At 55.9% G+C, this 25,367-nt stretch carries 32 protein-coding genes, 3 tRNA genes and 1 pseudogene; 17 read left to right on the forward strand and 19 right to left on the reverse strand.

Annotated features, from left to right (window positions below; genetic code table 11):
* Nucleotides 1-136: 136 nt before the first annotated feature.
* From KGA81_RS24605 to KGA81_RS24645, 9 genes are read right to left on the reverse strand one after another with little or no spacing between them, the layout of a single operon-like run.
* Nucleotides 137-526 carry an antiterminator Q family protein gene (locus tag KGA81_RS24605; protein ID WP_223549323.1) on the reverse strand — a complete coding sequence of 130 codons (390 nt, stop codon included), beginning with the start codon at nucleotides 524-526 and terminating at the stop codon, nucleotides 137-139.
* A gap of 4 nt (nucleotides 527-530) precedes the next feature.
* The gene (locus tag KGA81_RS24610; protein ID WP_223549326.1) at nucleotides 531-851 is read right to left on the reverse strand and encodes a hypothetical protein; all 321 of its coding nucleotides are present in this window, start codon (nucleotides 849-851) and stop codon (nucleotides 531-533) included.
* The gene (locus KGA81_RS24615) at nucleotides 820-2,151 is read right to left on the reverse strand and encodes a tyrosine-type recombinase/integrase (protein ID WP_223549328.1); all 1,332 of its coding nucleotides are present in this window, start codon (nucleotides 2,149-2,151) and stop codon (nucleotides 820-822) included. Before KGA81_RS24615 ends, KGA81_RS24610 begins: the two co-directional genes overlap by 32 nt.
* Entirely contained in the window at nucleotides 2,148-2,357 is a 210-nt protein-coding gene (locus KGA81_RS24620; protein ID WP_223533064.1) for a hypothetical protein, read from the reverse strand. Before KGA81_RS24620 ends, KGA81_RS24615 begins: the two co-directional genes overlap by 4 nt.
* A 30-nt stretch (nucleotides 2,358-2,387) precedes the next feature.
* On the reverse strand, nucleotides 2,388-2,888 hold the full coding sequence (locus KGA81_RS24625; protein ID WP_223549331.1) for a hypothetical protein: 501 nt from the start codon (nucleotides 2,886-2,888) through the stop codon (nucleotides 2,388-2,390).
* A complete protein-coding gene (locus tag KGA81_RS24630; protein WP_223549333.1) occupies nucleotides 2,888-3,670 on the reverse strand; it encodes an ATP-binding protein in 783 nt (260 codons plus the stop codon). The genes KGA81_RS24625 and KGA81_RS24630 overlap by 1 nt, the downstream gene beginning before the upstream one ends.
* Nucleotides 3,651-4,502, reverse strand: coding sequence for a hypothetical protein (locus tag KGA81_RS24635; RefSeq protein WP_223549335.1), 852 nt, complete (start codon nucleotides 4,500-4,502; stop codon nucleotides 3,651-3,653). The genes KGA81_RS24630 and KGA81_RS24635 overlap by 20 nt, the downstream gene beginning before the upstream one ends.
* A 1-nt stretch (nucleotide 4,503) precedes the next feature.
* Nucleotides 4,504-5,001, reverse strand: coding sequence for a YmfL family putative regulatory protein (locus KGA81_RS24640; RefSeq protein ID WP_115947875.1), 498 nt, complete (start codon nucleotides 4,999-5,001; stop codon nucleotides 4,504-4,506).
* 40 nt (nucleotides 5,002-5,041) lie between these two features.
* A complete protein-coding gene (locus KGA81_RS24645; RefSeq protein ID WP_223549337.1) occupies nucleotides 5,042-5,263 on the reverse strand; it encodes a Cro/CI family transcriptional regulator in 222 nt (73 codons plus the stop codon).
* A gap of 78 nt (nucleotides 5,264-5,341) precedes the next feature.
* On the opposite strand from KGA81_RS24645, the gene KGA81_RS24650 reads away from it, so the two are divergent.
* From KGA81_RS24650 to KGA81_RS24685, 8 genes are all read left to right on the forward strand, one after another.
* A complete protein-coding gene (locus KGA81_RS24650) occupies nucleotides 5,342-6,124 on the forward strand; it encodes a helix-turn-helix transcriptional regulator (RefSeq protein ID WP_223549339.1) in 783 nt (260 codons plus the stop codon).
* Between the two features lie 162 nt (nucleotides 6,125-6,286).
* Nucleotides 6,287-6,535 (forward strand): DUF1654 domain-containing protein, encoded by a 249-nt coding sequence (locus KGA81_RS24655; RefSeq protein WP_223549341.1) that lies wholly within the window; start codon nucleotides 6,287-6,289, stop codon nucleotides 6,533-6,535.
* Between the two features lie 321 nt (nucleotides 6,536-6,856).
* Nucleotides 6,857-7,306 carry a tellurite resistance TerB family protein gene (locus tag KGA81_RS24660; RefSeq protein ID WP_056724262.1) on the forward strand — a complete coding sequence of 150 codons (450 nt, stop codon included), beginning with the start codon at nucleotides 6,857-6,859 and terminating at the stop codon, nucleotides 7,304-7,306.
* Nucleotides 7,303-7,506: a hypothetical protein gene (locus KGA81_RS24665; RefSeq protein ID WP_217838490.1), complete on the forward strand. Its 204-nt coding sequence runs from the start codon at nucleotides 7,303-7,305 to the stop codon at nucleotides 7,504-7,506. The genes KGA81_RS24660 and KGA81_RS24665 overlap by 4 nt, the downstream gene beginning before the upstream one ends.
* A 65-nt stretch (nucleotides 7,507-7,571) precedes the next feature.
* A complete protein-coding gene (gene csrA, locus KGA81_RS24670; protein ID WP_223549343.1) occupies nucleotides 7,572-7,772 on the forward strand; it encodes a carbon storage regulator CsrA in 201 nt (66 codons plus the stop codon).
* Between the two features lie 150 nt (nucleotides 7,773-7,922).
* Nucleotides 7,923-8,195, forward strand: a complete 273-nt coding sequence (locus KGA81_RS24675) for a hypothetical protein (protein ID WP_223549345.1) — start codon at nucleotides 7,923-7,925, stop codon at nucleotides 8,193-8,195.
* Nucleotides 8,192-8,653 (forward strand): hypothetical protein, encoded by a 462-nt coding sequence (locus KGA81_RS24680; protein ID WP_223549347.1) that lies wholly within the window; start codon nucleotides 8,192-8,194, stop codon nucleotides 8,651-8,653. Before KGA81_RS24675 ends, KGA81_RS24680 begins: the two co-directional genes overlap by 4 nt.
* An 81-nt stretch (nucleotides 8,654-8,734) precedes the next feature.
* Nucleotides 8,735-9,064 (forward strand): hypothetical protein, encoded by a 330-nt coding sequence (locus KGA81_RS24685; RefSeq protein ID WP_223549349.1) that lies wholly within the window; start codon nucleotides 8,735-8,737, stop codon nucleotides 9,062-9,064.
* Nucleotide 9,065: 1 nt separating this feature from the next.
* Here KGA81_RS24685 and KGA81_RS24690 read toward each other — a convergent pair whose 3' ends face one another.
* Nucleotides 9,066-9,815 carry a DUF4145 domain-containing protein gene (locus KGA81_RS24690; RefSeq protein ID WP_223549351.1) on the reverse strand — a complete coding sequence of 250 codons (750 nt, stop codon included), beginning with the start codon at nucleotides 9,813-9,815 and terminating at the stop codon, nucleotides 9,066-9,068.
* 132 nt (nucleotides 9,816-9,947) lie between these two features.
* Between KGA81_RS24690 and KGA81_RS24695 the strand changes: the two genes are divergently transcribed.
* Nucleotides 9,948-10,100, forward strand: a complete 153-nt coding sequence (locus KGA81_RS24695; protein WP_223549353.1) for a hypothetical protein — start codon at nucleotides 9,948-9,950, stop codon at nucleotides 10,098-10,100.
* Between the two features lie 39 nt (nucleotides 10,101-10,139).
* Here KGA81_RS24695 and KGA81_RS24700 read toward each other — a convergent pair whose 3' ends face one another.
* Nucleotides 10,140-10,949, reverse strand: a complete 810-nt coding sequence (locus KGA81_RS24700; RefSeq protein WP_223549355.1) for a HEPN domain-containing protein — start codon at nucleotides 10,947-10,949, stop codon at nucleotides 10,140-10,142.
* A 1,034-nt stretch (nucleotides 10,950-11,983) separates the two neighbouring features.
* On the opposite strand from KGA81_RS24700, the gene KGA81_RS24705 reads away from it, so the two are divergent.
* Nucleotides 11,984-12,190, forward strand: a complete 207-nt coding sequence (locus tag KGA81_RS24705) for a DUF4224 domain-containing protein (protein ID WP_223549357.1) — start codon at nucleotides 11,984-11,986, stop codon at nucleotides 12,188-12,190.
* A gap of 1 nt (nucleotide 12,191) precedes the next feature.
* Complete coding sequence (locus KGA81_RS24710; protein ID WP_223549360.1) at nucleotides 12,192-13,223, forward strand: tyrosine-type recombinase/integrase; 1,032 nt, start codon at nucleotides 12,192-12,194, stop codon at nucleotides 13,221-13,223.
* Nucleotides 13,224-13,305: 82 nt separating this feature from the next.
* Here the strand turns inward: KGA81_RS24710 and KGA81_RS24715 are convergent.
* The 7 genes from KGA81_RS24715 to KGA81_RS24745 form a co-directional block, all read right to left on the reverse strand.
* Nucleotides 13,306-13,392, reverse strand: a tRNA-Leu gene (locus KGA81_RS24715).
* Between the two features lie 195 nt (nucleotides 13,393-13,587).
* Nucleotides 13,588-13,661 (reverse strand) — tRNA-Cys (locus KGA81_RS24720).
* 47 nt (nucleotides 13,662-13,708) lie between these two features.
* Nucleotides 13,709-13,784: transfer RNA gene (locus KGA81_RS24725), tRNA-Gly, on the reverse strand.
* A gap of 63 nt (nucleotides 13,785-13,847) precedes the next feature.
* Nucleotides 13,848-14,408: a CDP-diacylglycerol--glycerol-3-phosphate 3-phosphatidyltransferase gene (gene pgsA, locus KGA81_RS24730; protein ID WP_223549362.1), complete on the reverse strand. Its 561-nt coding sequence runs from the start codon at nucleotides 14,406-14,408 to the stop codon at nucleotides 13,848-13,850.
* A 32-nt stretch (nucleotides 14,409-14,440) separates the two neighbouring features.
* Nucleotides 14,441-16,264, reverse strand: a complete 1,824-nt coding sequence (gene uvrC / locus KGA81_RS24735) for an excinuclease ABC subunit UvrC (RefSeq protein ID WP_223549364.1) — start codon at nucleotides 16,262-16,264, stop codon at nucleotides 14,441-14,443.
* Nucleotides 16,265-16,266: 2 nt separating this feature from the next.
* Entirely contained in the window at nucleotides 16,267-16,908 is a 642-nt protein-coding gene (uvrY, locus tag KGA81_RS24740) for a UvrY/SirA/GacA family response regulator transcription factor (RefSeq protein ID WP_032829778.1), read from the reverse strand.
* A 97-nt stretch (nucleotides 16,909-17,005) separates the two neighbouring features.
* Nucleotides 17,006-17,479: a GNAT family N-acetyltransferase gene (locus KGA81_RS24745; RefSeq protein ID WP_223549379.1), complete on the reverse strand. Its 474-nt coding sequence runs from the start codon at nucleotides 17,477-17,479 to the stop codon at nucleotides 17,006-17,008.
* Between the two features lie 663 nt (nucleotides 17,480-18,142).
* On the opposite strand from KGA81_RS24745, the gene KGA81_RS24750 reads away from it, so the two are divergent.
* A complete protein-coding gene (locus KGA81_RS24750) occupies nucleotides 18,143-19,222 on the forward strand; it encodes a 3-deoxy-7-phosphoheptulonate synthase (RefSeq protein ID WP_223549366.1) in 1,080 nt (359 codons plus the stop codon).
* 57 nt (nucleotides 19,223-19,279) lie between these two features.
* On the opposite strand, the gene KGA81_RS24755 is transcribed toward KGA81_RS24750, so the two are convergent.
* Nucleotides 19,280-20,344, reverse strand: a complete 1,065-nt coding sequence (locus KGA81_RS24755) for a hypothetical protein (protein WP_223549367.1) — start codon at nucleotides 20,342-20,344, stop codon at nucleotides 19,280-19,282.
* A 338-nt stretch (nucleotides 20,345-20,682) separates the two neighbouring features.
* Here KGA81_RS24755 and KGA81_RS24760 point away from each other — a divergent pair, with 338 nt between their 5' ends.
* The 5 genes and pseudogenes from KGA81_RS24760 to KGA81_RS24780 all read left to right on the forward strand — a co-directional run.
* A complete protein-coding gene (locus KGA81_RS24760) occupies nucleotides 20,683-21,564 on the forward strand; it encodes an esterase/lipase family protein (protein WP_223549369.1) in 882 nt (293 codons plus the stop codon).
* A gap of 108 nt (nucleotides 21,565-21,672) precedes the next feature.
* Nucleotides 21,673-21,954 (forward strand): peptidylprolyl isomerase, encoded by a 282-nt coding sequence (locus tag KGA81_RS24765; protein ID WP_223549371.1) that lies wholly within the window; start codon nucleotides 21,673-21,675, stop codon nucleotides 21,952-21,954.
* Between the two features lie 135 nt (nucleotides 21,955-22,089).
* Entirely contained in the window at nucleotides 22,090-23,958 is a 1,869-nt protein-coding gene (locus KGA81_RS24770; protein ID WP_223549373.1) for an extracellular solute-binding protein, read from the forward strand.
* Nucleotides 23,958-25,019 (forward strand): microcin C ABC transporter permease YejB, encoded by a 1,062-nt coding sequence (locus KGA81_RS24775; RefSeq protein WP_223549375.1) that lies wholly within the window; start codon nucleotides 23,958-23,960, stop codon nucleotides 25,017-25,019. Before KGA81_RS24770 ends, KGA81_RS24775 begins: the two co-directional genes overlap by 1 nt.
* Nucleotides 25,019-25,367 (forward strand): annotated as a pseudogene (locus KGA81_RS24780) (ABC transporter permease); the annotation flags it as partial. The gene KGA81_RS24775 and the pseudogene KGA81_RS24780, both read left to right, overlap by 1 nt.

The following is a 25,367-nucleotide window of genomic DNA, read 5'->3' on the forward strand; positions in this document are numbered from 1 at the left end:
TTTGGGCACCCGTCACCAGGCTCTGAGTTACAGCTCTCTACGGCAGCCCTTCACGACGGGCTGCTTTAGAGTCGTTTTTGACGGATAGGAACGATGCTTCTCGGTCAAATTCGTTGCAAACAGGTGGTCGGGTTGATTAAGCGGCTTGACGTATTGCATCGACAGCGCAATCGATCCATGCCGCTCCTGCTCTCGCCAATTCCCGCGTTTTCCCTTCGCTGATGCCGTAATGTTTGCCAACGCGGACCATGGGCCATTGAGCGCCGTAGTACAGCCAAATAATATCGCCCATTTGTTGATCACGGTGCGCGAGTCTGGCCACTGCATTATCGATGGCCATTGCCCAGTCGTCAGTGATGCAATAATTTTGACTAGGCGACACTTGCGGCATCGCCTGGCGCATCAAGGCAAAGGTCGGTGAGGTGTAATGGGGAATCCCAGCACCATCCATTCGCCACAATCCCCACTGTTCCAATAAGTACTCGGTATCTCCCAATGGTCGACCTGCCGGCTTACGAATCATCATGCTTTCAATCCCCTGTGTAATTCGATCCGCCGGCACCGCGACGGTTGTTCTGTTGGTAGTACTCGGCCGGGGCAGATGCAGACGGGCTTCGCTGCAATACTTCAATTTCACGCTGAGCCTGCTGCAATCTAAGGCTGAGCTGTGTCACTAACTCGTCTGTAGAAAGCACCAGCCGACTCCCCGCCATTACCCAACCTGAGCCGTTGCAATCACTGCAAACCAGCTCATAAAAAACACCCTGCACCACGGCTTTTCCCTTGCAGATCGAGCAATGCTCCAGGTCGATCTGGGCCTTACGAAAACCGTGGTCCTGGGCTTTTTTCATGTTTTGAATCCTCGCCTATGGTTGATTCTTGAATGGCCTCGCAGGCCTTATATTCTGCGGCTTCCAGCGCATTACCGGAATCTCCGAATCTAACGCCGGTCAACATATGAATCTGGTCAAAACCCTTCGTATCTAGATGCGCGTGCCACTGCTCCAAAGCATCCCGCTTGCGCCCCATCACGTCCGACTGGATGTACACCTTCACGTTGTGGCCCATCGCGTGGTTGATCAGCAGTTCACCGATCAGGTGGTCAATTCCGAGGTCGGCCCAGCCGGTACGCGCCAACTTGCGCAGGTCGTGACTGGTCCACTCGCCCTGCCCCAGCCGCACGAACACGGCACTCGCCTGCCCTTCACTGAGCGCCTTCCCGTTACGGGACGGGAACAGGAACTGACCGTCATACCCTTTGGCCCGCTGGATCTCGCGATAGCTGATAAGCACCTTGCGCACCTGGTCGGTCAACGGCAGGTGATGCTCGACGCCGGTCTTGGTGTGTTCGGCCGGAATGAACCACTCACGCTCAGCCAGACTGATGTGCGACCAGCGTGCCTGCCGGGTTTCGCCGATGCGGGTGCCATGGCAGAGCATCATCACAGCCAACAGGCAGTCCGCAGGGTTGTTCGCCATTGCGCCGAGCAAGCGACTCATCAGGTCTTGGAGTTGGGTACCACGCAATCGAGAAGGCTTGATCCCGACCTTGGCTTTGGAGAAGTCGTTGAACTTGATGCTCGCCATTGGGTTGGACGAAATCAGGCCCAACTTGAACGCCTGACGGAAAGCCAGGGCCAGCAGCTGGAACACCGAACGCACGTAGTCGATGGATATGCTTTCCTGCAGAGGCCACATGAGCTGGCTGTCGAGGGTCGCCTTGTCGAGGGCGGTCAATGGCAGTTCGCCGAGGCGCGGTATCAGGTGGCACTTGATCATCGAAGCGCCGGTCTTCTTGCGCTTACTGGACAGGTTGCGATCACGCGCCATCCGCTCGGCAAACCATCCGATCAGCTCTCCGGTAGTGACCCACTTGGACAGGGTCGAGCCTTCTTCGGCGGCAACTCGCAGGCGAACAGTCGGAAGTGCGGCAACCACCTGCTTGGTGCTCAGATCCGGAAAACCACCAATGCGATGCCAGGCGCGTTTGTTGAGCAAATACCAGGACCCGCGAGCGCGGTTTTTCGCGAAACGAAAGTGCAACGCCGGGTGGCTAGCATCACGCAGATCACGGACATGCAGCTTCTTGGCGTTGCGTTCGATCTCAGCATCCGACAGTTTGACCGTCAGGGTTTTGACCAAGGCCGTCATGCTCGGGCACCGGTAGGATTTTCAAGGTCAACAACTTGGAACGTGGTTGGCCACATCCAAGCGCCGTAGCGCTCAGCCATTGCCTGATCCACGAACAGCGCCAATGCGTGATCAGGGGGGCTGCCCAGGTCGATCTTGAACGAGCAGCAGAACACGGCAAACCGATAGTTAGCGGGGTCCGGAACAGCCAAGCGGCGATCAGGCAACAGAACGTTGTTCCCAAAGCACTTGTGCACTTAGAAGTCCTTCAGTAGAGATTGCAATTGCTTGAACTTATCGAGCGCCTCGGCGCTGGCTTCGCGCTCCGTTTCAACGGAAAGAGCCACCTCTTCGATGCGGGTCGCCAGTTTTTTCAAGCGTTGGGCGACTTCCTCGGAAAAGCTGATGACCTCGCCAGACAGCACCGCCAATGTATCCAGAGCACTGATCTTAGGGTTCTTGATGACAACGACGGGCGACGTGGTTTCTTTCGACATGTTCTGCTCTCTCAGGGGCTTGATGGTGATGGCGGTACGCTGGAAGTGACCGTTAACGGGTTCGCGAATGAGACCGGCCTCCTTCAATTCGCCCAAGCCTCGACGGACGGCCGGGAACTGGGCACCCGTGGCTTCGGCAGCGACCAACGAATTAAAAATATCGTGGGCACTCCAGCGCTCCTGGATTGGCACGACCCGGAACACTTTGCGGGCGAGCGACGATTGCCCGGCGAGCACGCTTTGCTGCTTGGCGGCGTTCATCAGAAGCCCTCCTTACCGCGTTGAGATTCCCACTCGAATGGCACGCCAATGCAGCCGTTCTCGCGGATGCGATCGACACAGCGCGCACCAATGGCGTCGTTCAGTTCGGCGGGAGACAGGTTGCTGACGATGATCGTCGGACGGCATTGCTCGTAACGACCGTTGATGATGCTGAACAGGGTGGCCAGCTCGAACTCGCTCTGCTTGGTCGCGCCGACTTCATCGAGCACCAGCAGGTCCGCGCCGATCACTTCACGCAAGATGTGCGCCTCGGACTCGCCTGAGCGATCATTGAACGTCGCCCGGATCTCGCCGATGAGCGTGCCCACCGTGCGGTAAATCGCCTTGACCATGCATTCGTTGATCAGGTGGTTGGCCGAGGCAATGGCCAGGTGGGTCTTACCGGTGCCGACCTTCCCCAACAGCAACATGCAGCGACCTTCCCGGCGATGCTTCGAAAAGTTGTCGACGTAGTCGGTGCACGCATCCAGGGCAATCTGCTGGGCCGGATTCGACACGACGAAATCGGTGAATGTCTTTTCCGCGAAGCGCTTCGGAATCCGGGCGCTTGATTGCTGAACTATCCGAAACTGACAGCGCTTGCGCTCGAGCTCTTGCATGTCGCGCTTGTTGCTCGCGCAGATGGGACACCCAGACAGGTTGCCACCCTTGAGGATGACCGCCGAATATTCGCCATGATCGAAGCAGCTCGCTGGCTGACGGCCGATGACGCCGAATTTGCGGTCCATGTGAGCGCCGAAGTTAGAGACGGAAGGTGCCATTGGCGTTCTCCTTGGTACCGGCCTTGTAATCGCGAGTGTCAAAGCCGGAATGGCGACTGGTCGGAAGTGGTGAGGGGATGACTGCTTTGTCGGGGAAGATCCCCGTCCATCCGTTGCTGATCGACAGGGCCAGAACGGAATCGGGGGCTGGATGGTTCGCCAAGGCCTTGGCCTGTTGTTCGCAGCTCTTGGCGGTAAGGGGTTTGTGGACTTCCTTGCGGTGCTGGCACCAATCGCCCCAAACCTCGACGCTGACGTTTTCCGGTTTGGCGGTCAGCGGGTCGAATTTTGACGATTTGCATGGCGCGCCAGCGCCCTGCTTCTCCTGATTACTGGTTACCTGATTGGTACCCTGATTACTGGTACCCTGATTTGTCGGAAATTTTTCCGACCCTCCTCGGATTTTTTTCCGACCCTGTTCGGATATTTTTCCGACCTTACTCGGAGATTTTTCCGAGGTAGATCGGATTTTTTTCCGACCCTCACACGTCTCAGAGGTCGGATATTTTTCCGACCCGTCCAACTTGCGATTCCACTCTTTGGCCTTTTCGGTCAAACGAAACAAACTGATGTTGGAAGTGTGCGATAGCTCGATCAGCCCGGCAGTCTCGAGCCCTTTGAGAAGTCGGTACGCTGTATCTGGTTTGTCGGTGAGCAAGGGCAATTCCTCCACGATCTTTGCCTTGCTCAAGGCAAAGAAAATCCCGTTATCGGTCTTGATTGGCCTTGCCCAGCTAGGGCACTCGTAGACAAACGAAAACAGCAGCGCCTGCTGGGAGTTCAACCCCCACTCCAGTGCTTTCACCTGGTTGATCGTGATCGTGAACTGCATATCAGCCCTTCCCGCTTGGCGGTCGGGCTGGGCGTTTCGATTTGTGCAACTCAATCAGTGCGGTCACCTCTTCATGCCGGGCAGCCAAGTGCTTCGCGTGCAAAGCCAGAATCTCTGCGGCTTCCGCTGCCGTGATTTCGCCGTCCTCCAGCGCCAGGGCAAGAAACTGGTCAACCCGACCGCGCTTCACAGAAGTACGTAACGAGCGCTGGTGCATGTCGACGTTGTCCAGATCGCCAACCTCAGGCAGACGAACAAATACGCCGCCGTACATCGCGCAGATGTAGTCCGGCAAGAAGGTGGTTTTGGTTTCAGTCTCAAGCGTGCAGACCTCATCGTCGGTGAGAGGCTTGACGCCTGCCGACTCGTAAATCCGGTTTTTGAAGCGCTTGAGATTCTCTTCGCCAAGAAAGTCAGAGGCGTATGCAAGTCCGCCAGGGAATGCATTGGCAGAGGCAATGACGGCTTTGCGACGGGTGTCTAGCACTGGCGATTTCATCGTCTAGTTTTCTCTCGGCGCCGTTGCGCTCAAAGTTGGCTCATTGGGTGGGCAACATCCGGCGACGCGACCTTTTCGCGCTTTGAACCGGGAACGGTCTAAGTTCCTCCGCTGTGAAAGAGCCATCTGCGTGCTCCGTAACAAAAACGTCACGCCCTGCCTGCAGAGCTTTGTTTACTGAACTTTGGGTCATGCCTAACAAATTTCCGGCCTTGGTCTGCCCCTTCTCGGTAGCAAATTGGCTGAGGGTGATTTGACGCACTGTCCGATCTCCGGTGGTGTATCTGAGGCGATAATATCTCCCATGGAGCTTTTTTAATCAACTCCAAAGGAGATAGCAATGTATCTCCACCGGGAATACTCTTCGGAAATGAAAAATGACAGACGACCATTACTTGAATGGGAAAAGACGGAGTGCGCCGCATTAAAAGCGGAGCTGGCTTCCTACAATGCGCGCGCCCCTAAAGGCGAGAAGCTGACTCAAGAAGAGATCGCGCTCTCTGTTGGCATGAGCCAAGGCACGCTGAGCAGTCACTTGAATGGTAACCGTGCGCTCAACAAGGAAATGGCAGCTGAGATAGCTAAAATGCTTGGCATACCCGTAGAGCGGTTTAGTCCCCGGATCGCAAAAGAAATCTCTGATTTAGCGATTGCTGCCAATGCTGCTCCACTAGTCAAACCGTTGCAGTCAAACGTTGAGCCAGGCCCGCCAATTACCAGCGCTCCTCGTCGAATCGATATTGTTGGAACAGCGCAACTCGGTCACGAAGGCTACTGGACAAGTCTTGACCAGGCTGCTGGCTGGGTTGAGACCTACTCCAGAGATGAGGACGCCTATGCACTCCGGCTCAAGGGTGACTCTATGGCACCAGCGATCCGTAGCGGGTGGGTCGCTGTCTGCGAACCCAATCACCGCCTAGTTCCGGGTGAGTATGTGATGGTCACCACCGTTGACGGGCAAAGCATGGTCAAAGAACTTCTCTTCGAAACCGATGAAGACGTCAGCCTCATGTCGATAAACACGGCATACGGTGAACGACTGACGATCGCTCGGTCTGATATCGAGAATATTCATTATGTAGGGGCAATCCTTGCCCCCAGCAAGGTGCTGGGCAGAATCTAAATTTGAGCCCTTCGATTTGTCTTTAATCCCCCTTAACACCTCCCTCCTGATGCCCGCAGATTGCGGGCTTTTCTCTGTTAAATAATTGTTTTTAATCATTAATATTTAGCGCTAACAAGGCAAACCGCTCAGTGTAGATCCATACACAAATGGAGCAGTGCTATGGCAAAGCCACAGAACAAACCAACATTGCCGGACTCATTTGAGCGTCTCGGTCTCCGCATCCAAAAAATTATTTGCGCCCCAACCGCCCAGAAACGAAAGACAGCCGTCATTCGTAAAACCTCAGATGAATGCCCACGAGATTGGAAGCGACTCCTTGAGGACATAGCCGATACCGAAAACGTAACGTTGAGCCCAGAAGAAGACGACGCCATCCGTGTCTCCTGGAGCCTGCCAGCCAATATTTGATTGCCATAAAAACTCGCGCAATGCGGGTTTTTTTATGGTTATCGGAATATTTATCTCCTATGGAGTTGACTTAAATAGCTCCCCAGGAGATATTTAAGTCGTTGCCACGAAACAGATCGGCGACGCGGGATCTCCCGCCGCTCTTTAACAACCCAAACGACTCAAAGCTGTCAGCTGCAAAAAGACTAACGCACCAGGCGTGGGCGACTCCCACCTAAGTGCGCCGTATCTGAGTCCCGCTGACAGCCCAATCAGATTTCACTTCATAGCCTTGGCAATAGGGCCATGTGGGAAATCCCCTCCCCTGTATGAGGAAACACCATGTTTGGAATGAAAAAACTCTTCGGAAAACAAGTCGGCAACGCCCAGGCCGAAATGAAGAAGGTCGTTAACCGCGACTTGATGCAGGCCATTGTCGGTGGCGGCCTATTGGTCGCTGCGGCTGATGGTGAGATTGAAGCCAGCGAGGTTTCCAAGCTGGATGAGTTGATTCGCTCCAACCCGAATTTGACGCACTTCGGCAGCGAGATCACCGAAACCATCAATCGTTTTACAGGCCAGTTGAACGCCAACTTTCAAGTAGGGCGATTGGCGATTAAGCGGGAACTGGCCGACATCAAAAACTTTCCGGCCGACGCGGAGGAAGCCTTCGTCAACATTCTTGCCGTTGCCCAGGCTGACGGCCAGATCGAGCCAGCAGAGTTGGTGGTGTTGAAGGAAATAGGCATGCACTTCGGTCTACGCTTGGCTGACTACGGTATCGAGGCGTGAAGTACGCGACAAAGGTTCTGCTGATCCTGCTCACACTGATCGTGGGCTGCATGTTGCTGAGTGGTCTTGCCTCACGGGCCACTTGCTCTTACTACGGCTTCCAGACCGATCGAGAGACTCGCTACGCCGCCTTCGTTGGCTGCATGGTGAAGCTCGACGGTGCGTGGTTCCCTCGTAATGAAATCCGCGTAATGCAGTGATGTTTCACTGATGCCGCTTTTTGCAAGGCGGCATTGGGAAACCCACTCACGCAAGGAAATGGACAATGCTGATTTTGACTCGCAAAGAAGGCGAAAGCATCAACATAGGCAACAACATCACGATCACAGTGCTGGGTGTTAGCGGCAAACAGGTACGTATCGGAACTAGCGCACCCAAGGATGTCCAGGTGCATCGAGAAGAAATCACGCAGCGCATTCAGGCGGGTTTGTCGAAGTCCGCGATGGCAACACCTGCGATCGCTTAAGCAGGTCTTTGTGACGCAAACAGTGGCCCGGTTCCGATCGGGCTTTTTTACGCCAGCAGTTTATCAATCAGCCCCCTTCCCTGCCCAATGGCGACCAGCGGGTGGTCGGAGTGCTGATGAATACACCTAACCTACTCCGAGGGATCAACCATGCATCCATCATTTCAAGAGCGCATCGATGAAGTCGGTGAACTGCTGCAACGAACAAAGGCCGCCCGCTCCGGCTTCTACAGTCGTATTGATCGACGAGCCCCATCCAAACCGGTGCGCTACCAAGTCGCCGGCGGAAGCTTCGGCATGTATCAGATTAAAGACCTCACCACCGGCAAGACTCGCGCCTTCCGTAACGACTACAAGGCAGCTCACGACCTTGCCATGCAGTTTGAAGCAAAGGTCAATCGCCAAGTTGCAGTGACTCTATGAAAAAGCGAAAGCCCAACAACATGCGTACCCGGATAGAGCGAGCGAGCCGGGCACTGCTCAACGCCAATCACGTTGCCGTGGTCCACATCGACCCCAGCGGACGCCAAGGGATGATCAACAGAAAGAACTGCAAGAGCATCCCGCCAGGACTGCGCATGGCCGAAGCTGTCTGCGACATTGCCCACCGCTGGACGATCTATGTCAGCGTCCAGTGTCGTGATCAGCGCGGCCACCGCTACACGAAATCGGTGGAAGTCGCGCCTCAAGGCAACTATCTGGCCGCCCACCTCGAAGACGTGATCGAGGAGGCCTATAAGATCCTGGTCGCCGAGAGCAATCCGAACCATCGAGTCGCTTCAGGCTGGATAGCCATTCCCGCCGAAATCTCGCTGACTGAAGAACAGGCCGCCCGGGTATTCGACGCCGTGGGTGTCTGGAACCAGCAGAAGGCAGCATGAGACGAATCAGCAACCGGATGCATCAGCGCCGACGACAGACATGGCTGGATTTACCGGCCCACGGAATTGAAGAGGCAGGCCATGGCCAAGAGTGGACAAGAGCGATCGGCGAAGGCCGCGCTGAAGCGGATCGAATACGACGAGAAGGAACTGCGGCATCGCTGTCGGCTCGGCACCCGCAACATTATTCAGGAGATCATGGCCTGGACCGAAGACACCGAGCAAGCCTCGGTGATTGAGGGTTGCCTGCGCTACGTGCACTCGCTCGGTTTAGAAGGCACGCGGCATGCGCTTAAAATGCGCCACGAAATCGTGATTAGCGAAAATGTGGCGCGGGAATTCCGAAATCAAAGCTTGGCCGAGCTGAAGCGCGACCCGGGAGACGAAGTGATATGTCCTCGCCCGGTCTAGCTTAACGCCTTACCGGTCCCCTATGCTCTCGAATGCGAGCCGCCATCTCTTTGACTTTGTGTTTCCGATCACTATATAGCTCATCAACTAGTAGCTCCATAATAGAAAAAGCACTTTCAACATCAGTGTGATTTATTATGGAATCACTATGGCTACCGTCATTACCAAGCCATCGAATTGCATCAAGTAACGCATATTCGCTCGACTCTTCAGGAAGAAGTTTTATTCGATTCCCAAGGCTAATATAGTTTTCTTTAGTTGATCGCTCGACCCCAAGAGCATTTAGGACTTCTTCAGCTGCCATCCTCATGCTATTACAAGAAGCGGCTGGATGAGAATAATATAGCGCGGACGAGGCTTCGATATGCCTCTTAACCTCAGAAGGAGTGGCGAGCGGGCAATCTATAAACTTTAGAGAAGGCCAAAAATGTTTTGGCCTATAGTAATTAACCCAATATCGTTCCCAATTGCCATTTCCATCAACATCATGTTCTTGCTCAATAAAACCATCCCCGATAGCAAAAACCAACTCATCGCAGTGCGAGCATTTAAAGTCAACCCTGAAAATGCTTTCTTCGTATTCAGGCTCCCACCACCCTTCTCTACAACCTTGATCCGTAGCGCGTTTAGTTGCGGCTGTAGAGTCCGCCAAGTGACTCTCTTTCACAAGCATACCTTTATTACAAACAGGGCAGCCATACGCTGGAATATCTCTTAGATCAAAATAGGTTTGAAAGTAATTCTTATCCATGAATTGGCCCGACTAGTGTTATCAGTGACTGTTCTGCACCTGCAGCACTCCGCTTAGCCTCCTGTAATACCCGAACTCAAACCAAATTGCCACCACCGGTCACGGAGGGCGGCACCTGACTGGAGATAGACCATGGACGACCAGATCTACCTGCAAGACAGTCGCAGCAACACTGGCGATGGCCTGATGTTCTGGGCTGAGGGTGGAGGCTACTGCTCCGACCGCGGCGTTGTCTTTGGGTGCTTTCGATCCGAAGTAAGTGCTTCGGCCGGAAAACCGGCCTGACCCATCCTCGCCTTGCAACGGAGCATTATCGATCCCTTACTACGCGGCTTCGCCAGCATCCTCACCTTCAGGGGCGATCAGGCCTGGTGCTTGAACCGCTTCCGCTGCAAGTAGGTCAAGTTGCCTGAGTAATACATCAACTCGCTCCTGGGTGAACTCTTCGCATGTATCGAATCCAAGCGTTGTGGACAAATACTCCCTGACAGCATTACGAGTTCGCCATGCCAAGCGAACAATAAGCTTCGAGTACTCGAGTACCTTTTGTTTCACTACTGCATCATCAGCAACCGCGCGATGGGCGATCGCCCCGCGAAGATCAATCAGCGAAATTACTTTGTTAACCGCGGTTGTGTTTCGCATACCGCGCCACTTCCAATGGCTGGTCATTGAATTCAATCCGACCAACTCAGCAAACAGGATGTCAATCTTCTCGCCGCTAGGAGTATTGAAACTGCTACGGACGATATGCTTATCCAAAACTTTTTGTTTGTGGTTTGCGAATGCAGTTTTCCACCCGGCCCCTATCATCGTCATTGCATCGGTCGTGTGGCTCGATTTTAGCTCCTTCCAAACCAAATCCTGCACCTGTCTCGGAAATACGTTGTGATCGGCAGCGTTTGCAAGCATGCACTCAAAGGCATCCTGAGCCAAATCCTCAATAAAGGCCTCCCAAGTAGCGAGGATCAAAACGATAGCGGACTTGTTCAAGCACTCAAGTCCATACCTACGCCCCTGCCTATCCCCAGCCAACAGCCGATGAATTTCAATCAATCGGACCACGTCCGACAAGTTACCTTCAAAGTTTTCGAGATGATTTTCTCTACACAAAACAGCCATCAAATGCTCCATGTCCAATCCGGCTCCATGCCGGGCCGAACACAAATACCCCACTTCGACGAATCCCGCCAGCCGGCGAGGCTGACCGAGGTAGACATAGCGCTAGACCGCAATCAATTGATGAGCTGCGACCTCAGCCCTTGAGATGACCGCCTGTAGACCAGCCTGCAAGAAGCCCGCGATACAAACCCTCGTCCGATCAACATCCAGCTTTTGATTTCTCTTCTCCATATCAGCGAGAAGAGCTTTATTGATCAGATAGCGACCACAAGCAGGGCATTCCCTCTCGTGGAAGTCTCCAACTGATTGATGGGTGATGTCAGGTGCCCTGCAAATGAAGCATGTCATTTTCCCGTTCTCCTTGTGCATGACCTTTCAACTGTAGCTGAACCCTCACCACTCTTCATCGCCCTATGCCCACAGAAAACCAAACCTATCGCGCCGCTATAGGATGAGCGCACAACGATGATGAAGCCGGTCATCACCGCCGTGCAGCATGCACTTCGCCAGATCGAAACAAGACTCTATCTAATCCGAAGTTACCGACTGTCTAGAACGATTCCGCAGGCTAGTAGATCTCTCTTCTGCATCCCGATGCAGTAAGGAAACGTTGTAATCGTAGGTCGATATCAATGGCACTGGCTCCTCATTCCGGGACATATGAAGCCATCGCCTTGTACGTTCGATGTCGAAGAATTCGTTCTTGAGTTTCATCTTCGCAACAAGATTCGCTGAAACCCTGAAGTGTCCACAACCAGCTGAGCATTCGACCTCTAACCAGTCTCCAGGCGCTCGAACAATCCTGGCGGCAGCCTGACAGATTAAGCACTTCATATTCGATCTCCATATCAATGACCTATCAACTGTAGCCGATCATCGGCGAAGGACATCCGCATGCCCACAGAAAACCGATTCACCCGGTTTCACCCGGACCCGCAAGACGCTGATTAGCATCAGCACAACAGTCGCCGACTTGGCGCCTTCAGCAAACGACTGCCACCTCCACTCACCCACCTTCTGCCGCCACCCGCGGCATGGAGCAATAAATGAGCATTCAATTTTTATCATCCCGAGAGGTTTGCGAGCTCACCGGCGCTGGGACCAAAGCCAAACAGATCAACAACCTAAAGAAAAACGGTATTAGGCACACCATCAAGGAAACTGGCTGGCCATGCGTAACTGTCATGGCCATTACCGCCGTCGGCATATCCGAACCCGAAAAAACCGTATGGAAATCACGCAAGGCAATCTGAGATGGGACGACGACCAAGTAAACCCGGCTCCATAGCCCGGCTGCGAGAACGCAAGAAAGCCAGCGGCCGGGTTTTCTACTACTACGATACAGGCGGGAAGGACCGCAAAGAAATTGCGCTGGGTAGCGACTACGGACTGGCGATCATGGAGTACGCGAAACTCGAGCGTGATCGCACCGCCACCGACCTGGTGGCCAAGGTGATCACCTTCCGTTACGTGGCCGAGAAGTATTTGGTAGACGTGGTGCCATCAAAGAAACCAGCAACGCAAAAGGACAACGTCAGGGAGTTGAAAAACCTGATGTCATTCTTCGACGACCCGCCGGCCCCGCTCGAAACAATCCAGCCCCTGCATGTCCGCCAGTACCTGACCTGGCGCAAGGCCGCGCCGGTGCGAGCCAATAGGGAGAAGGCCCTGCTCAGTGCAATCTGGAACTTCGCCCGGGATATCGGCTATACCGCGCTCGCCAACCCTTGCGCAGGAATCAAGGGAAACAAGGAGACGGGGCGGGACATCTACATCGAGGACGCACTGTTCAAGCGCGTGTACGAGAAAGCGGACGCCGGCCTACAGGATGCGATGGACCTTGCCTATTTGACTGGTCAACGGGTGACCGACACTCGATTGATGGATGAGCGCGATGTCCGAGAGGGTCAGATATGGGTATTGCAGGGCAAAACAAACGCCAAGCGCCGAATCGAAATCACTGGGGAGCTAAAGAATTTGATTGATCGAATCATGTCCCGAAAGTCAGAACACAGTGTCCGCTCAACGCGGCTGATCGTTACTGAGGATGGCACACCAATGTCGGTGGCGATGTTGCGGGGAAGGTTTGACTTGGCCAGAGAAGCAGCCGGGGTTGCAAAGTCCGAGTTCCAGATGCGCGATTTACGCGCTAAAGCCGGCACGGATAAGGCGGAGTCAAGCGGCGATATTTTGCAGGCCAGAGATCAACTTGGGCATACGACCGTCGTAATGACCGAGCAGTACATCCGCAATCGAAAGGGGAAAAAGGTCTCTCCAACGAAGTGAATTGCGGACCAGATCAATAATTGCGGACCAGAAACAAACAAGGGTTTGCATTAGCTTTCGCCCGCAAACCCTTGATTTTAAATGGTGCCCGAAGCCGGAATCGAACCGGCACGCCCTTACGAGCGGGGGATTTTAAGTCCCATGCGTCTACCAGTTTCGCCATTCGGGCGGTAGCGCGGTGAAGCGTCCAGCTTCTGTCAAATAACAATCTGGCAGTTCTGACGCTTGTGCAGCAGAGGTGGAAATATATACATCCCGCCCCAGTGAAGCAAGTTCGCAAATACCCTTTTCAAGACAAAATCTTGCAGGCTATTGCAAATAAAAAAGCTCCGTAAATCATAGATCTACGGAGCTCGTTTATTAGTGGAGGCCGAGGTCGGAATCGAACCGGCGTAGGCGGATTTGCAATCCGCTGCATAACCATTTTGCTACTCGGCCTCAAAACATTTGGTGTCTAGTAGCACAACATCAAATGCGTACAAACTTGGAGCGGGAAACGAGACTCGAACTCGCGACCCCGACCTTGGCAAGGTCGTGCTCTACCAACTGAGCTATTCCCGCGTCTTGGTGTGGCGCATTCTATAGATTCCAGAAGCCCCGTCAACCCTTTGATTCAAAAAAGTTTTATTTCTTTTCAACGTCGGTCTTCAGATGTGGCCAGGCAGCCCGCAAGTACTGGACCATCGACCACAAAGTCAGGCCAGCCGACACCATCAGCAACGTATAACCCAGCAAGACCCAGAAACTGAAATCCTTGGGATTGGCCAGCAGGATAACCAGCGCCAGCATTTGCGCGGCGGTTTTCCATTTGCCCAGGCTCGATACGGCAACGTGGGCACGAGCACCCAGTTCGGCCATCCATTCACGCAGCGCCGAGACGACAATCTCGCGACCGATGATCACGGCAGCAGGCAGCGTGAGCCACAGGTTTGCGTGTTCCTGCACCAACAGGACCAATGCAACCGCAACCATCAGCTTGTCGGCAACCGGATCGAGGAAAGCCCCGAACGGTGTGCTTTGTTCCAGACGGCGGGCCAGGTACCCGTCCAGCCAGTCGGTGGCGGCAGCGAATGCGAAGACCGAGGCGGAGGCCAGGTAGCTCCATTGGTAAGGCAGGTAGAACAGCAAAATGAAGATTGGTATGAGCAGAACGCGTAGAACGGTAATCAGATTAGGGATATTCATCGGCACAACTGGCTACGAGGTGAGGGGGCATTCTACTCGCTGTGCAGATTTGCATAAATCAACTCTGCGAGCTTTTTACTGATCCCGGGGGCTTTGGCAATTTCTTCGATGCTTGCACGAGACAGCTCCTGCAATCCACCAAAATGTTTCAACAAATCCCGCCGACGTGTGGGTCCGACGCCGGCGACGCCCTCCAGTGTAGACGTCCGACGGGTTTTTCCACGCCGGGCGCGGTGCCCGGTGATGGCAAATCGGTGGGCTTCGTCGCGAATCTGCTGGATCAGGTGCAACGCGGGAGAATCACCGCGCAACGTGAACTCATGTGCCGCGTCGTTCAGGTACAGGGTTTCGAAACCGGCCTTGCGCGTCGCGCCTTTTGCGACGCCGAGCAGAATCAAATCAGGCACGGCCAATTCATCGAGCACATCGCGAGCCATGGACAACTGACCTTTACCGCCATCCACCAACAGGATATCCGGCAGTTTGCCCTCCCCGTCCTTCAGCTTGCTGAAGCGTCGGGTCAAGGCCTGATGCATCGCCGCATAGTCATCGCCGGCCGTAACGCCCTCGATGTTATACCGGCGGTAATCGGACTTGATCGGGCCTTCGGGGCCGAAGACCACGCAGGATGCCACTGTCGCCTCGCCACTGGAATGACTGATGTCGTAGCACTCCAGTCGTTGTGGAGGCTCATCCAGCTTCAGCACTTGCGCCAACGCATCGAAGCGTTCCGTAATGTGCTGACGATTCGCCAGGCGCGCACTCAGTGCCTGCTCGGCATTGGTCACCGCCAATTGCTGCCAGCGCGCCCGCGTACCCCGCACGCGATGGCTGATGGTCAGTTCACGACCGCGCAACTCTTCGATGGCGGCGATCAGTGTAGGGAAGTCGTCGTGGACCACATTGACGATCAATTCACTTGGCAAGTCGCGTTCAGGACTGCTGATAAAGTACTGGCCGAGAAATGCAGCCATGACTTCGCTGACGTCTTCTTCAATACCCACCTGAGGGAAGAAGTTCTTGCTTCCCAGTACCCGCCCGCCCCGCACGCTGATCAAGTGAACACAGGCGCCGCCCGGGTTGACGAAGGCGGCAATCACATCGACGTCCCCAGTCCCGCCTTCCATGCTCTGCTGATCCTGAACCCGGCGCAGTAACGCAATCTGGTCCCGTAACTCGGCCGCCCGTTCGAACTCGAGATTGATCGCCGCCTCTTCCATTGCGGCGGACAACTCGTCTGTCAGAGCATTGCTGCGCCCCTCAAGAAACATCACCGAGTGGCGCACATCTTCGGCATACACCTGGGGATCCACCAGCCCGACGCAGGGTGCCTTGCAGCGCTTGATCTGGTATTGCAGGCAAGGGCGGGTGCGGTTCTTGTAAAAACTGTCTTCGCATTGCCGAACGAAAAACGTCTTTTGCAGCAGGCTCAGGCTTTCGCGAATCGCGCCAGCGCTCGGGTAAGGACCGAAATATTTACCCTTGGCTTTTTTCGCGCCGCGATGAATGCTCAGTCGCGGAAACTCTCCGTCGGAGAGAAAGACGTAGGGGTAGGATTTATCGTCGCGCAGCAGGATGTTGTAGGGCGGACGCCACTCCTTGATCAGCGTCTGTTCAAGCAGCAACGCTTCGGTTTCGTTGGCCGTGATCGTCGTTTCGATCTGGGCGATACGCGCTACCAGTGCGGCGGTCTTGGGGGCCAGCCCGGTCTTGCGAAAGTAACTCGACAGGCGATTCTTGAGGTTCTTCGCCTTGCCGACGTAGAGCAACCGCGCTTCGCTGTCGAACATGCGGTACACGCCGGGCCGGCCGCTAACGGTCGACAGAAAGGCGCTCGGATCAAAGGTGTCGTTCATTTTCAGAGGCTGGCGTCGACCATGCCATGACGAACCGCCAACAGCGTCAACTCGACATCACTGCTGATCGAAAGCTTTTCGAAGATGCGGTAACGGTAGGTGTTCACGGTTTTCGGGGACAGGCACAACTTATCGGAAATGATCTGTACTTTCTGGCAGCCGACGATCATCAATGCGATCTGGATTTCCCGCTCCGACAAGGCATCGAAAGGCGAATCGTTGGTGGGCTGGAAGGACTTTATCGCCAGCTGCTGGGCAATTTGCGGGCTGATGTAGCGTTGTCCGGCGAATACCAGGCGGATGGCCTGGACCATTTCCGGCAAACCTGCCCCCTTGGTCAGGTACCCTGCCGCACCGGCCTGCAACAGCCGCGTAGGAAACGGGTCCTCTTCACACACGGTCACCGCGACGACTTTGATATCCGGATGACTGCGCAATAATTTGCGAGTGGCTTCAAGACCGCCGATACCCGGCATCTTGACGTCCATCAGTACCACATCGGGTTTCAGCTCACGCGCCTTGATCAGGGATTCCTCTCCCGACTCGGCCTGGCCGACTACCTGCAGGCCATCGATGTCAGCCAGCATTCGTGTAATGCCTGTACGAACGAGATCATGGTCATCGACTACTAGCACCCTAATCAAGCAGACACCTCGCAATATGGTCTTATTGGAATGCCAGACACCTTAGCAAAAAGCATCTGGCAGACCTAGCGGAAAGCGTCAGATTAAAAGTTTCAATTCATCTTGAAAGGCTTGTTGCAAGCGTGTTGCAGCAATACCGATCGGAGATATCCAGCTGCATCCTCAAGAAACATTCGTCCTTGCCCACCACCCTTAATCCCTTGCGCCTGTACAACGCTTGCGCCGGGTTGTTTTCGAAAACCGTCAGGCGCAACGCCGGACGCCGCTCCTTGCACGCCAGAGCCATCACCTGATCGATCGCCCAGGCTCCAGTGCCCTGCCCACGAAACGCTTCGACAATATGCAATTCGCGGATGTACAAGGCTCTGGCATCACGGCTCAGGCTGACATAACCCAGGACATTTTCGCCGCATACGATCAACCGGTTGTCGCGCCCGGCCCAGGCCACGTCAAACGCCTCGTCCTGCCACAAAAGATCATGCTCAATATAGTAGCGCAGCATGCCTCTACAGGTCAGTTCGCGGGCGAACTCCAGGTCATCCGGTGTTGCCGGACGCCACTGGCGTTCCATCATTCCAGCTCCACGGCGAGGATCAGTGCCGTCATGGTGCGTCCTTGTGATGATTTGTTTGTTGTTGAGGCGCAAAGTGTGTCACAACCTTCGAGGCACTCAAGCGATAGAAAGTGACGTGGTTGGCCGATAGCATTTTCTGATTGAATCTGCGTACCGGCCTCTAGTAAGCTCGACCCATCCATCGGAGACAGACCATGTTCAACACCCTCTTACAGCTTCGTACCGCCAGCGCCCCGCGCTCGGTTGCGGCTGCCCGGGTGAATGACGGTTGTGCTCCGGTCAGCTTTTATTTTGGGTATTGGTTTAGCCACTGGCGCGCCTGATACCCAAACGGCGCCCACTTTAAACGGGTCGCCACCAGAGAATTCTCAACCCCCGGTCGGCCTCCCGACCGGGGGTTTTGTTTTTTCAGTCCCAACACTTTCAGCGACACACCAGACATTCAGAGGATTGCGCACATGAACTACGCCACTTATTACCGTCACGACAGTTTTACCGCCTGGCGATTTACCACCCTCCGCTCGGGACAGCCTGCCGCCTCCGATCGGTCACCCACAGGTGGCAAGCACACGCACACAGCCAATCTGGCCAATTGTCGAACACCCCAGTAGGGCCGAGCGCGCGGGCACGAACCCGCCACCAGCCCAGGAAGCCTTGAATATGAATTCGTCCGTCTGCGCACTTCCGCTGTCCACCATGAGCCCTGCCAATGAAGCGCTGACCCTGCGTCTGCCCAGCTCATTGCAACTCAAACAGCAATTGCCCCTCAGCAATGCCCTGTCCCGGCAAGTCACCGCCCACCGCCAGGCGGTTCGCGCGATCCTCAACGGTGAAGACTCCCGTTTGCTGGTCATCGTCGGCCCCTGCTCGATACACGATCCGAATTCAGCCCTCGAATACGCCGGCAACCTTGCCCGCCTCGCCGCCAAAGTCGGCGACCAAATGCTGCTGGTAATGCGTGCCTACGTCGAAAAACCCCGTACCACGGTTGGCTGGAAAGGTCTGGCCTACGATCCACACCTGGATGGCAGCGATGACATGGCCGCCGGCCTGATTCTGTCCCGCGAGTTGATGCGCGAAATGCTCCGCCTGGGCTTGCCCGTGGCCACCGAACTGCTGCAACCGATGGCCGCCGGTTACTTCGACGACCTGCTGAGTTGGGTGGCCATTGGCGCTCGCACGACGGAGTCGCAAATCCATCGGGAAATGGCCAGCGGCCTGGGCATGTCTGTAGGGTTCAAGAACGGGACTGACGGTGGTGTCGGTATCGCCAGCGACGCCATGCGCTCCGCGGCTCATCCCCATCGCCATTTTGGTGTCGATAGCCAAGGACATCCGGCGATCATTCAAACTCCGGGCAATGCGGACACGCACCTGGTATTGCGCGGTGGCCATCGCGGGCCGAACTACGACAGCGCCAGCATTGCCCAGGTGAACAGCGACCTGACCAGACTCGGGATTGCGGCTCGTATCATGGTCGATTGCAGTCACGCCAACAGCGGCAAAAACCCGTTGCACCAGCCAGCCGTGTTCAAGGATGTACTTGAACAGCGCCTGCAAGGTGATCGCTCGCTGATCGGCATGATGATCGAGAGCCATTTGTTCGAGGGCTGCCAGCCATTGAGTTCGTCATTGCAATACGGTGTGTCAGTGACTGATGGCTGTCTCGGCTGGACCGGGACAGAGCAACTGTTGCTTGAAGCGGCAGATCGGCTGCGGGCATCAAACAACGCCCGATAATCGGAATCATCCTTGCGCCCTCCGGTCTTCACGCCAGGACTGGAGGGCAAATGGCAGTCAATGTCCCAGCACGGACTGCACTTGAATACGTGTCACTGCGGATTGCTGGCGGGTTCCGTCAAGGCGCTCGACTGAATAGGAAACACGGATCGTGGAATCTCGATGTTCCCTCCAGAACGGGTAGGGAACGATGAACACCAACGGCTCGCCCGCAGTGTCTCTGGTTATTTCGCGCTCGTTACAGTGATTGAATTTCTCCCCGTCGCATCTCAGGTCAATCCGTTCACCTTTATCCGCCCTGGCGTTTTCGATGACGACGGTCACGCCATCCTGCGCATCCTGCAGATCCACCCAACCTTCGTCGGCCTCCAGCACAATGGGCTCTGGCAGTGGTCGCCGTTCCAGGGTCTCAACCATCAGTGCCGTTACTTCAGAGTAACGAGGCCCTTGACCCGCTTGCCTGACGCAATAGTCGATGGATACGCAGGAGCCCAGATTCGGCGCAATGCATTCCGGGCTGACCCAAAACGACAATTCTTCCCCCACAGCAAAGGACTCGACCTTGAGTGCATCACTGAAACTTCCTTCGACCGAAACGCCAGCCCAGGTCAGCATCACCCAGTCGCCCGCCGCCATGCGTGCATAAGGTTTGATCGTAACGACCCCCCCTTCTTTCACCCGATCCGGATCAAGCGTTCTACCCACCGCATCGTTCACTGTCGCAGGCAACAGGTCGGATTGCACATCACCCACACTCAGTTGCAAACGTTGGGAGTGCACGGGCTCGGCAAAACGGGTGCTCGCGAGTGAGTAACCGAGCTCGAGTGAACCACCGTCCAGCGTCGCAATATGTGCGCTACCCACGGCAAAGATCATGTCCTCGCCGACCCGGTCCTCACTGACGTAACGCACCACCTGATGGTTGCAGGCGACGCCATCAGCGTCCAGACCCGCCCAATTCAATAGCAATTTGTCACCGCAGGTCATGCCCGGATAAGGCAGGACCCTGATGACGGCTTTTCTGTCAGAGGGGTTCAGAACGCCGTTTTCCGCCTGTTCAAGTATTGGGGGTGGTAATGGTTGCTGCGCGAGACTCAAGGTATCGGGTTCATAAATAGTCATTCATTCGCTCCAGTCCCTGGAAGAAACACCGAACAGGTGGTCGGCTTTGGATGACGACTATTTAACTTCACGGCAAACAGCCGTGATGTCGGCCGCTCACCCTGGCTCGCTCGGAAAATCGATACATGCGAAGTAGGTCGTTGACCAGCAGCAACCTGATTGCCGTGAAAAGTCCTCAATTTATTCCGATTAAGGCCTCAGCCGCTCTTGAGCATTCGCACTTGTGCTATTCCGCTTTCCGCAAGTTCCGGCGGACTTTTCATACATCGCGCCAACCTCGAGTGTTTTAGAGTGAAACGCCATGCAGTCCCAACGAACTTCTGTGCAAAGGTATGAACATGCAAAGGAATGCAAGCACCTGTTATCCAATACTGCTGGTCCACGGCCTTTTCGGCTTCGAAAGAATCGGCAAGTTCGGACTCTTTCACGACATCAGGCAGGCGTTGAGGAACGCCGGAGCAAGGGTGTTCGTCCCCTACTTGTCGGCCACCCATGACAACGAGGTACGCGGTGACCAATTGCTCACGCAGATCGAGCGGGTACTGGAAGGAACCGGTGCACATAAAGTCAACCTCATAGGTCATAGCCAGGGCGCACTGACCGCACGTTATGCTGCAGCGATAGCGCCGCACAGCGTGGCGTCGGTGACGTCCGTCAGCGGTCCGAACCATGGCTCGGAACTGGCCGATTTCCTGCGCAAGGCATTGGCACCAGGCAGCCTGCCGGAACATGTGGCCGAAACAGTGGTGACCCTGTTCGCCGACTTCCTCGCAACATTGAGCGACAAACAGTGCCAACCGCAGAACGCCATTGCGGCCCTCAATGCGCTGACCACCGAAGGCGTAGGCGCATTCAACGACAAATACCCGCAAGGGCTGCCCACCCTCTGGGGTGGCAAGGGGCGCGAGCAGGTCAACGGTGTGCGTTACTACTCGTGGAGCGGCGTGTTGCAGTCGAATGCTCTTGAGGCAGGGCTCAATGCGCTCGATCCGTTCAACGCGTTCTGCCGGGCCCTTTCCCGTTATTTCGTCGTGGAAAGCGAGCAGAACGACGGGTTGGTCGGACGCTTCAGCTCCCATCTGGGTACGGTTATCCGTTCCGACTATGCGCTGGATCATCTGGACACCATAGGCCAACCGACCGGCCAGTTGCGCACAGGTGTCGACCCGATCGAACTGTATGTCCAGCATGCCGAACGCTTGAGAGACGCCGGCCTTTGAGGTGCCACCTGCCGTGGATCCTGCGTGTAACGGAACTTTGAGGAGAAATAGCTCACTGAATCCGGTAGGCTCAGCACTTTATCGAGTATTGAAAGGAGTATTTTTTCCATGGCTAAAGCCACTGCCCGTCACATCCTTGTTGCCTCGCAAGACAAGTGCAATGAACTCAAGGCCCACATCGAGGCTGGCGCCGATTTCGCCGAAGTTGCCAAGGCAAACTCCACCTGCCCTTCCAGCCGCCAGGGCGGTGACCTGGGTTCGTTCGGCCCGGGCCAGATGGTCAAGGAATTCGACACCGTGGTTTTCAGCGCACCGATCAATGTGGTCCAGGGCCCGGTCAAGACCCAGTTCGGTTACCACCTGCTGGAAGTGACCAGCCGTCAGGACTGATCGACGCTTGAGCTACTCTCGCAACGGCCCGCCTTTTGGTGGGCCGTTGTATTTCAGGTGCGTAATTCGGCTGGCGAGGGACGCGCCGCTAGCGTACAAATTGTCGTTAACGACCACCCGGCTCCAAGGCTGACAATGCGACTGGCTTTCCCTACCTTATTATTCACTGCCGTGGCCCTGCTGATGGGTGCCGCTGCTGTGAATGCTGAACCGCAGCATGCGTTGACCGTTTATGGCGAACCGGCGAAATACCCTGCCGGTTTCGGCCATTTCGCCTACACCAATCCGCAGGCCCCCAAGGGCGGCACGATGCGGCGCTCCGCGATCGAAATCGGTCAGTTCGACCATGTGTTGCCTTACATCGACAAAGGCATCGGCGTCACGCAGATCGACGGCCTGCTCTATTCACCACTGGCCCAGCGCTCGCTGGACGAACCGTACACCGTGTACGGCCTGGTGGCAGAAAAGATGGAACGCGCCGATGATGGCCTGTCCCTGCGCTTTTACCTTAACCCCAAGGCGCGTTTTGCCGATGGCAAGCCGATTACCGCCGAAGACGTGCGTTACACCTTCGACCTGCTGATGACCCAGGGCAGCCTGCGTTACCGCACCCAGTTCGCCGACGTCAAAGGCGTTGAAGTGGAATCGCCGCTGACTATCCGTTTTGATTTCAAGAACAACGAAAATCGCACCCTGCCCCTGGATATCGCGACCTTGCCGGTGTTTCCCGAACACTGGTGGAAGAGTCGCGATTTCGCCAATGGCGGCGGCTATGAGGCGCCGCTAGGCAGCGGCCCCTATAAAGTCGGCAAGATCGACTCCGGACGCAGCATCACCTTCGAGCGCAATCCCGATTGGTGGGGCAAGGACCTGCCGGTCAGCCGTGGCCTGTACAACTTCGATCATTTCAGCATCGAATACTTCGGCGATACCGACGTGGCGCGCCAGGTGTTGCGCGGTGGCGCCTATGACTACAACCGGGAATTTTCCGCCACCGCTTACTCCATCGGCTACGACAGCCCGGCCCTGAGTGATGGTCGCCTGCAAAAAGCCCACCTCGCCACCGAAGCACCGCAGCCGGCCCAGGGTTTTGTGTTCAATCTGCAAAAGCCCATGTTCCAGGACCGTCGCGTGCGCCAGGCGCTGGCGATGCTGTGGGACTTCGAGTGGAGCAACCGGCAGATGATGCGCGACATGTACATCCGCCAGCAGAGCTTTTTCTCCAATACCGATCTTGCGGCCCGGCAACTGCCGGATGCCGGTGAGCTGGCGATTCTCGAACCGCTGCGCGGGCAGATTCCCGACGAAGTCTTCACCAAGGTGTTCGAAGCGCCGAAGACCGATGGCAGCGGCGTGATCCGCGACAAGCAACTGCAAGCCCTGGACTTGCTCGAACAGGCCGGCTGGAAACCCGATGGCGACCAACTGGTCAATGCCGACGGCGAGCCGTTGAGCTTCACGTTCCTGGTCAGTCAGAACGGCATGGACCGTCTGCTGCTGCCCTATAAACGCACGTTGAAACAGATCGGCATCGACCTGAACATCCGCCGCATCGACTCGTCCCAGTACGTCAATCGCCTGATGAGCCGCGACTACGACATGATCGTCACCGGCTACCCCGTCACCACCTCTCCGGGGGGCGAACTGCTCAATTACTTCGGTTCGGCGGCGGCCACCGACCCAGGATCAAACAACTACATGGTGTTGCAGAACCCGGCGGTGGACACCCTGATCACCGGGCTGATCCGTGCCAATACCAAGGCCGACATGCTGCATTACGCCCATGCCCTGGATCGGGTGCTGCAATGGAATTACTACTGGATTCCCAACTATTACCCGCCGGGCACCTCGACAGTGTGGTGGAACCGCTTCGGCATCCCGAACGTGCAGGCGAGCAATGACGAAGCCATCGAGAGCTGGTGGGAGATGAGCACCACGCCATTGACCAACCAACAGATGACGGCCGAACGTATCAGCCGTGGCAAACCCGGAGGGCCGCACTGATGTGGGCTTACATATTGCGGCGCCTGCTGCTGATCATTCCGACGCTGGTGATCATTCTTCTGGTCAACTTTGTCATTGTCCAGGCGGCGCCAGGAGGGCCGGTCGAACAGGCCATCGCGCACCTGCAAGGCATTGGCGGCGCAGCGGTTGGCGGCGGTTCCGGCGAAGCCATGAGCGGCAAGTCCAGATCCAGTCGCGGACTCGATCCGCAGCTGATCAAGGACATTGAAAAACAGTACGGTTTCGACAAACCGGCACACGAACGCCTCTGGCTGATGCTCACCAGTTACGCGCGCCTGGACTTCGGCAAGAGCTTCTTCCGCGGCGCCACCGTCACCGACCTGATCCTCGAAAAGATGCCCGTGACCATTTCCCTCGGGCTCTGGGCGACGCTGATCACCTACCTGGTGTCGATTCCCCTGGGCATCCGCAAGGCTGTGCACCATGGCAGCCAGTTCGACATCTGGAGCAGTACCGCGATCATCGTCGGATATGCCATGCCGGCGTTCCTGTTTGCAATGTTCCTGATCGTGGTCTTTGCCGGTGGCACTTCGCTGAACTGGTTTCCGGTTCGCGGACTGGTCTCGGACAACTTCGACTCGCTATCGACCCTGGGCAAAGTAGCTGACTACTTCTGGCATCTGGTGTTACCGGTGACCTCGCTGGTAATCGGCGGCTTCGCCACACTGACCATCCTGACCAAGAACTCGTTCCTCAATGAAATCACCCGCCAGTATGTAGTCACCGCCCGGGCCAAGGGCTTGAGTGAACGACGGGTGCTCTATGGACACGTGTTCCGCAATGCCATGCTGTTGGTGGTGTCAGGCATTCCCCAGGCGCTCATCAGTGTGTTTTTTGCAGGCTCCCTGCTGATCGAGGTGATTTTCTCCCTCGACGGCCTGGGCCGCATGAGTTACGAAGCGGCGGTATCCCGGGACTATCCGGTGGTGTTCGGGTCGCTGTTCATCTTCACCCTGTTCGGCCTTTTGATAAAACTGGTCGGCGACCTTTGTTACACCCTGGTCGACCCACGTATCGACTTCGCCGCGAGGAACGCCTGATGTTCAAGCTTTCACCGTTGGCGCGTCGCCGCTTCGAGCGCTTCAAGAAAAACCGCCGGGGCTGGTGGTCGCTCTGGCTGTTTGTCGGCCTGTTCCTGATGACCCTGGGCGGCGAACTGATCGCCAACGACAAGCCGCTGATGGTCAGCTATCAGGGCCAGTGGTACTTCCCGGTCTTCAAGCGCCACACCGAACAGGAATTCGGCGGGCAGCTGCCCTTCCAGGCTGACTACCGCAGCGACTACGTGCAGAAGCTGATCGAGAAGGACGGCGGCTGGTTGTTGTTTCCGCCGATTCCGTTCAGTGACGACACGCCCAACTATGACCTGGACAAACCCGCCCCCAGCC

Source organism: Pseudomonas sp. A-B-19 (assembly GCF_019947515.1).
Classification (GTDB): Bacteria; Pseudomonadota; Gammaproteobacteria; order Pseudomonadales; family Pseudomonadaceae; genus Aquipseudomonas.

Bases quoted from the DNA above. Each gene is read 5' to 3' on its own strand.
- KGA81_RS24605 (WP_223549323.1), bottom strand. From the start codon at position 526: ATGATGATTCGTAAGCCGGCAGGTCGACCATTGGGAGATACCGAGTAC.
- KGA81_RS24610 (WP_223549326.1), bottom strand. From the start codon at position 851: ATGAAAAAAGCCCAGGACCACGGTTTTCGTAAGGCCCAGATCGACCTG.
- KGA81_RS24615 (WP_223549328.1), bottom strand. From the start codon at position 2,151: ATGACGGCCTTGGTCAAAACCCTGACGGTCAAACTGTCGGATGCTGAG.
- KGA81_RS24625 (WP_223549331.1), bottom strand. From the start codon at position 2,888: ATGAACGCCGCCAAGCAGCAAAGCGTGCTCGCCGGGCAATCGTCGCTC.
- KGA81_RS24630 (WP_223549333.1), bottom strand. From the start codon at position 3,670: ATGGCACCTTCCGTCTCTAACTTCGGCGCTCACATGGACCGCAAATTC.
- KGA81_RS24635 (WP_223549335.1), bottom strand. From the start codon at position 4,502: ATGCAGTTCACGATCACGATCAACCAGGTGAAAGCACTGGAGTGGGGG.
- KGA81_RS24640 (WP_115947875.1), bottom strand. From the start codon at position 5,001: ATGAAATCGCCAGTGCTAGACACCCGTCGCAAAGCCGTCATTGCCTCT.
- KGA81_RS24650 (WP_223549339.1), top strand. From the start codon at position 5,342: ATGTATCTCCACCGGGAATACTCTTCGGAAATGAAAAATGACAGACGA.
- KGA81_RS24655 (WP_223549341.1), top strand. From the start codon at position 6,287: ATGGCAAAGCCACAGAACAAACCAACATTGCCGGACTCATTTGAGCGT.
- KGA81_RS24660 (WP_056724262.1), top strand. From the start codon at position 6,857: ATGTTTGGAATGAAAAAACTCTTCGGAAAACAAGTCGGCAACGCCCAG.
- csrA (WP_223549343.1), top strand. From the start codon at position 7,572: ATGCTGATTTTGACTCGCAAAGAAGGCGAAAGCATCAACATAGGCAAC.
- KGA81_RS24675 (WP_223549345.1), top strand. From the start codon at position 7,923: ATGCATCCATCATTTCAAGAGCGCATCGATGAAGTCGGTGAACTGCTG.
- KGA81_RS24680 (WP_223549347.1), top strand. From the start codon at position 8,192: ATGAAAAAGCGAAAGCCCAACAACATGCGTACCCGGATAGAGCGAGCG.
- KGA81_RS24685 (WP_223549349.1), top strand. From the start codon at position 8,735: ATGGCCAAGAGTGGACAAGAGCGATCGGCGAAGGCCGCGCTGAAGCGG.
- KGA81_RS24690 (WP_223549351.1), bottom strand. From the start codon at position 9,815: ATGGATAAGAATTACTTTCAAACCTATTTTGATCTAAGAGATATTCCA.
- KGA81_RS24695 (WP_223549353.1), top strand. From the start codon at position 9,948: ATGGACGACCAGATCTACCTGCAAGACAGTCGCAGCAACACTGGCGAT.
- KGA81_RS24700 (WP_223549355.1), bottom strand. From the start codon at position 10,949: ATGGAGCATTTGATGGCTGTTTTGTGTAGAGAAAATCATCTCGAAAAC.
- KGA81_RS24705 (WP_223549357.1), top strand. From the start codon at position 11,984: ATGAGCATTCAATTTTTATCATCCCGAGAGGTTTGCGAGCTCACCGGC.
- KGA81_RS24710 (WP_223549360.1), top strand. From the start codon at position 12,192: ATGGGACGACGACCAAGTAAACCCGGCTCCATAGCCCGGCTGCGAGAA.
- pgsA (WP_223549362.1), bottom strand. From the start codon at position 14,408: ATGAATATCCCTAATCTGATTACCGTTCTACGCGTTCTGCTCATACCA.
- uvrC (WP_223549364.1), bottom strand. From the start codon at position 16,264: ATGAACGACACCTTTGATCCGAGCGCCTTTCTGTCGACCGTTAGCGGC.
- KGA81_RS24745 (WP_223549379.1), bottom strand. From the start codon at position 17,479: ATGGAACGCCAGTGGCGTCCGGCAACACCGGATGACCTGGAGTTCGCC.
- KGA81_RS24750 (WP_223549366.1), top strand. From the start codon at position 18,143: ATGAATTCGTCCGTCTGCGCACTTCCGCTGTCCACCATGAGCCCTGCC.
- KGA81_RS24755 (WP_223549367.1), bottom strand. From the start codon at position 20,344: ATGACTATTTATGAACCCGATACCTTGAGTCTCGCGCAGCAACCATTA.
- KGA81_RS24760 (WP_223549369.1), top strand. From the start codon at position 20,683: ATGCAAAGGAATGCAAGCACCTGTTATCCAATACTGCTGGTCCACGGC.
- KGA81_RS24765 (WP_223549371.1), top strand. From the start codon at position 21,673: ATGGCTAAAGCCACTGCCCGTCACATCCTTGTTGCCTCGCAAGACAAG.
- KGA81_RS24770 (WP_223549373.1), top strand. From the start codon at position 22,090: ATGCGACTGGCTTTCCCTACCTTATTATTCACTGCCGTGGCCCTGCTG.
- KGA81_RS24775 (WP_223549375.1), top strand. From the start codon at position 23,958: ATGTGGGCTTACATATTGCGGCGCCTGCTGCTGATCATTCCGACGCTG.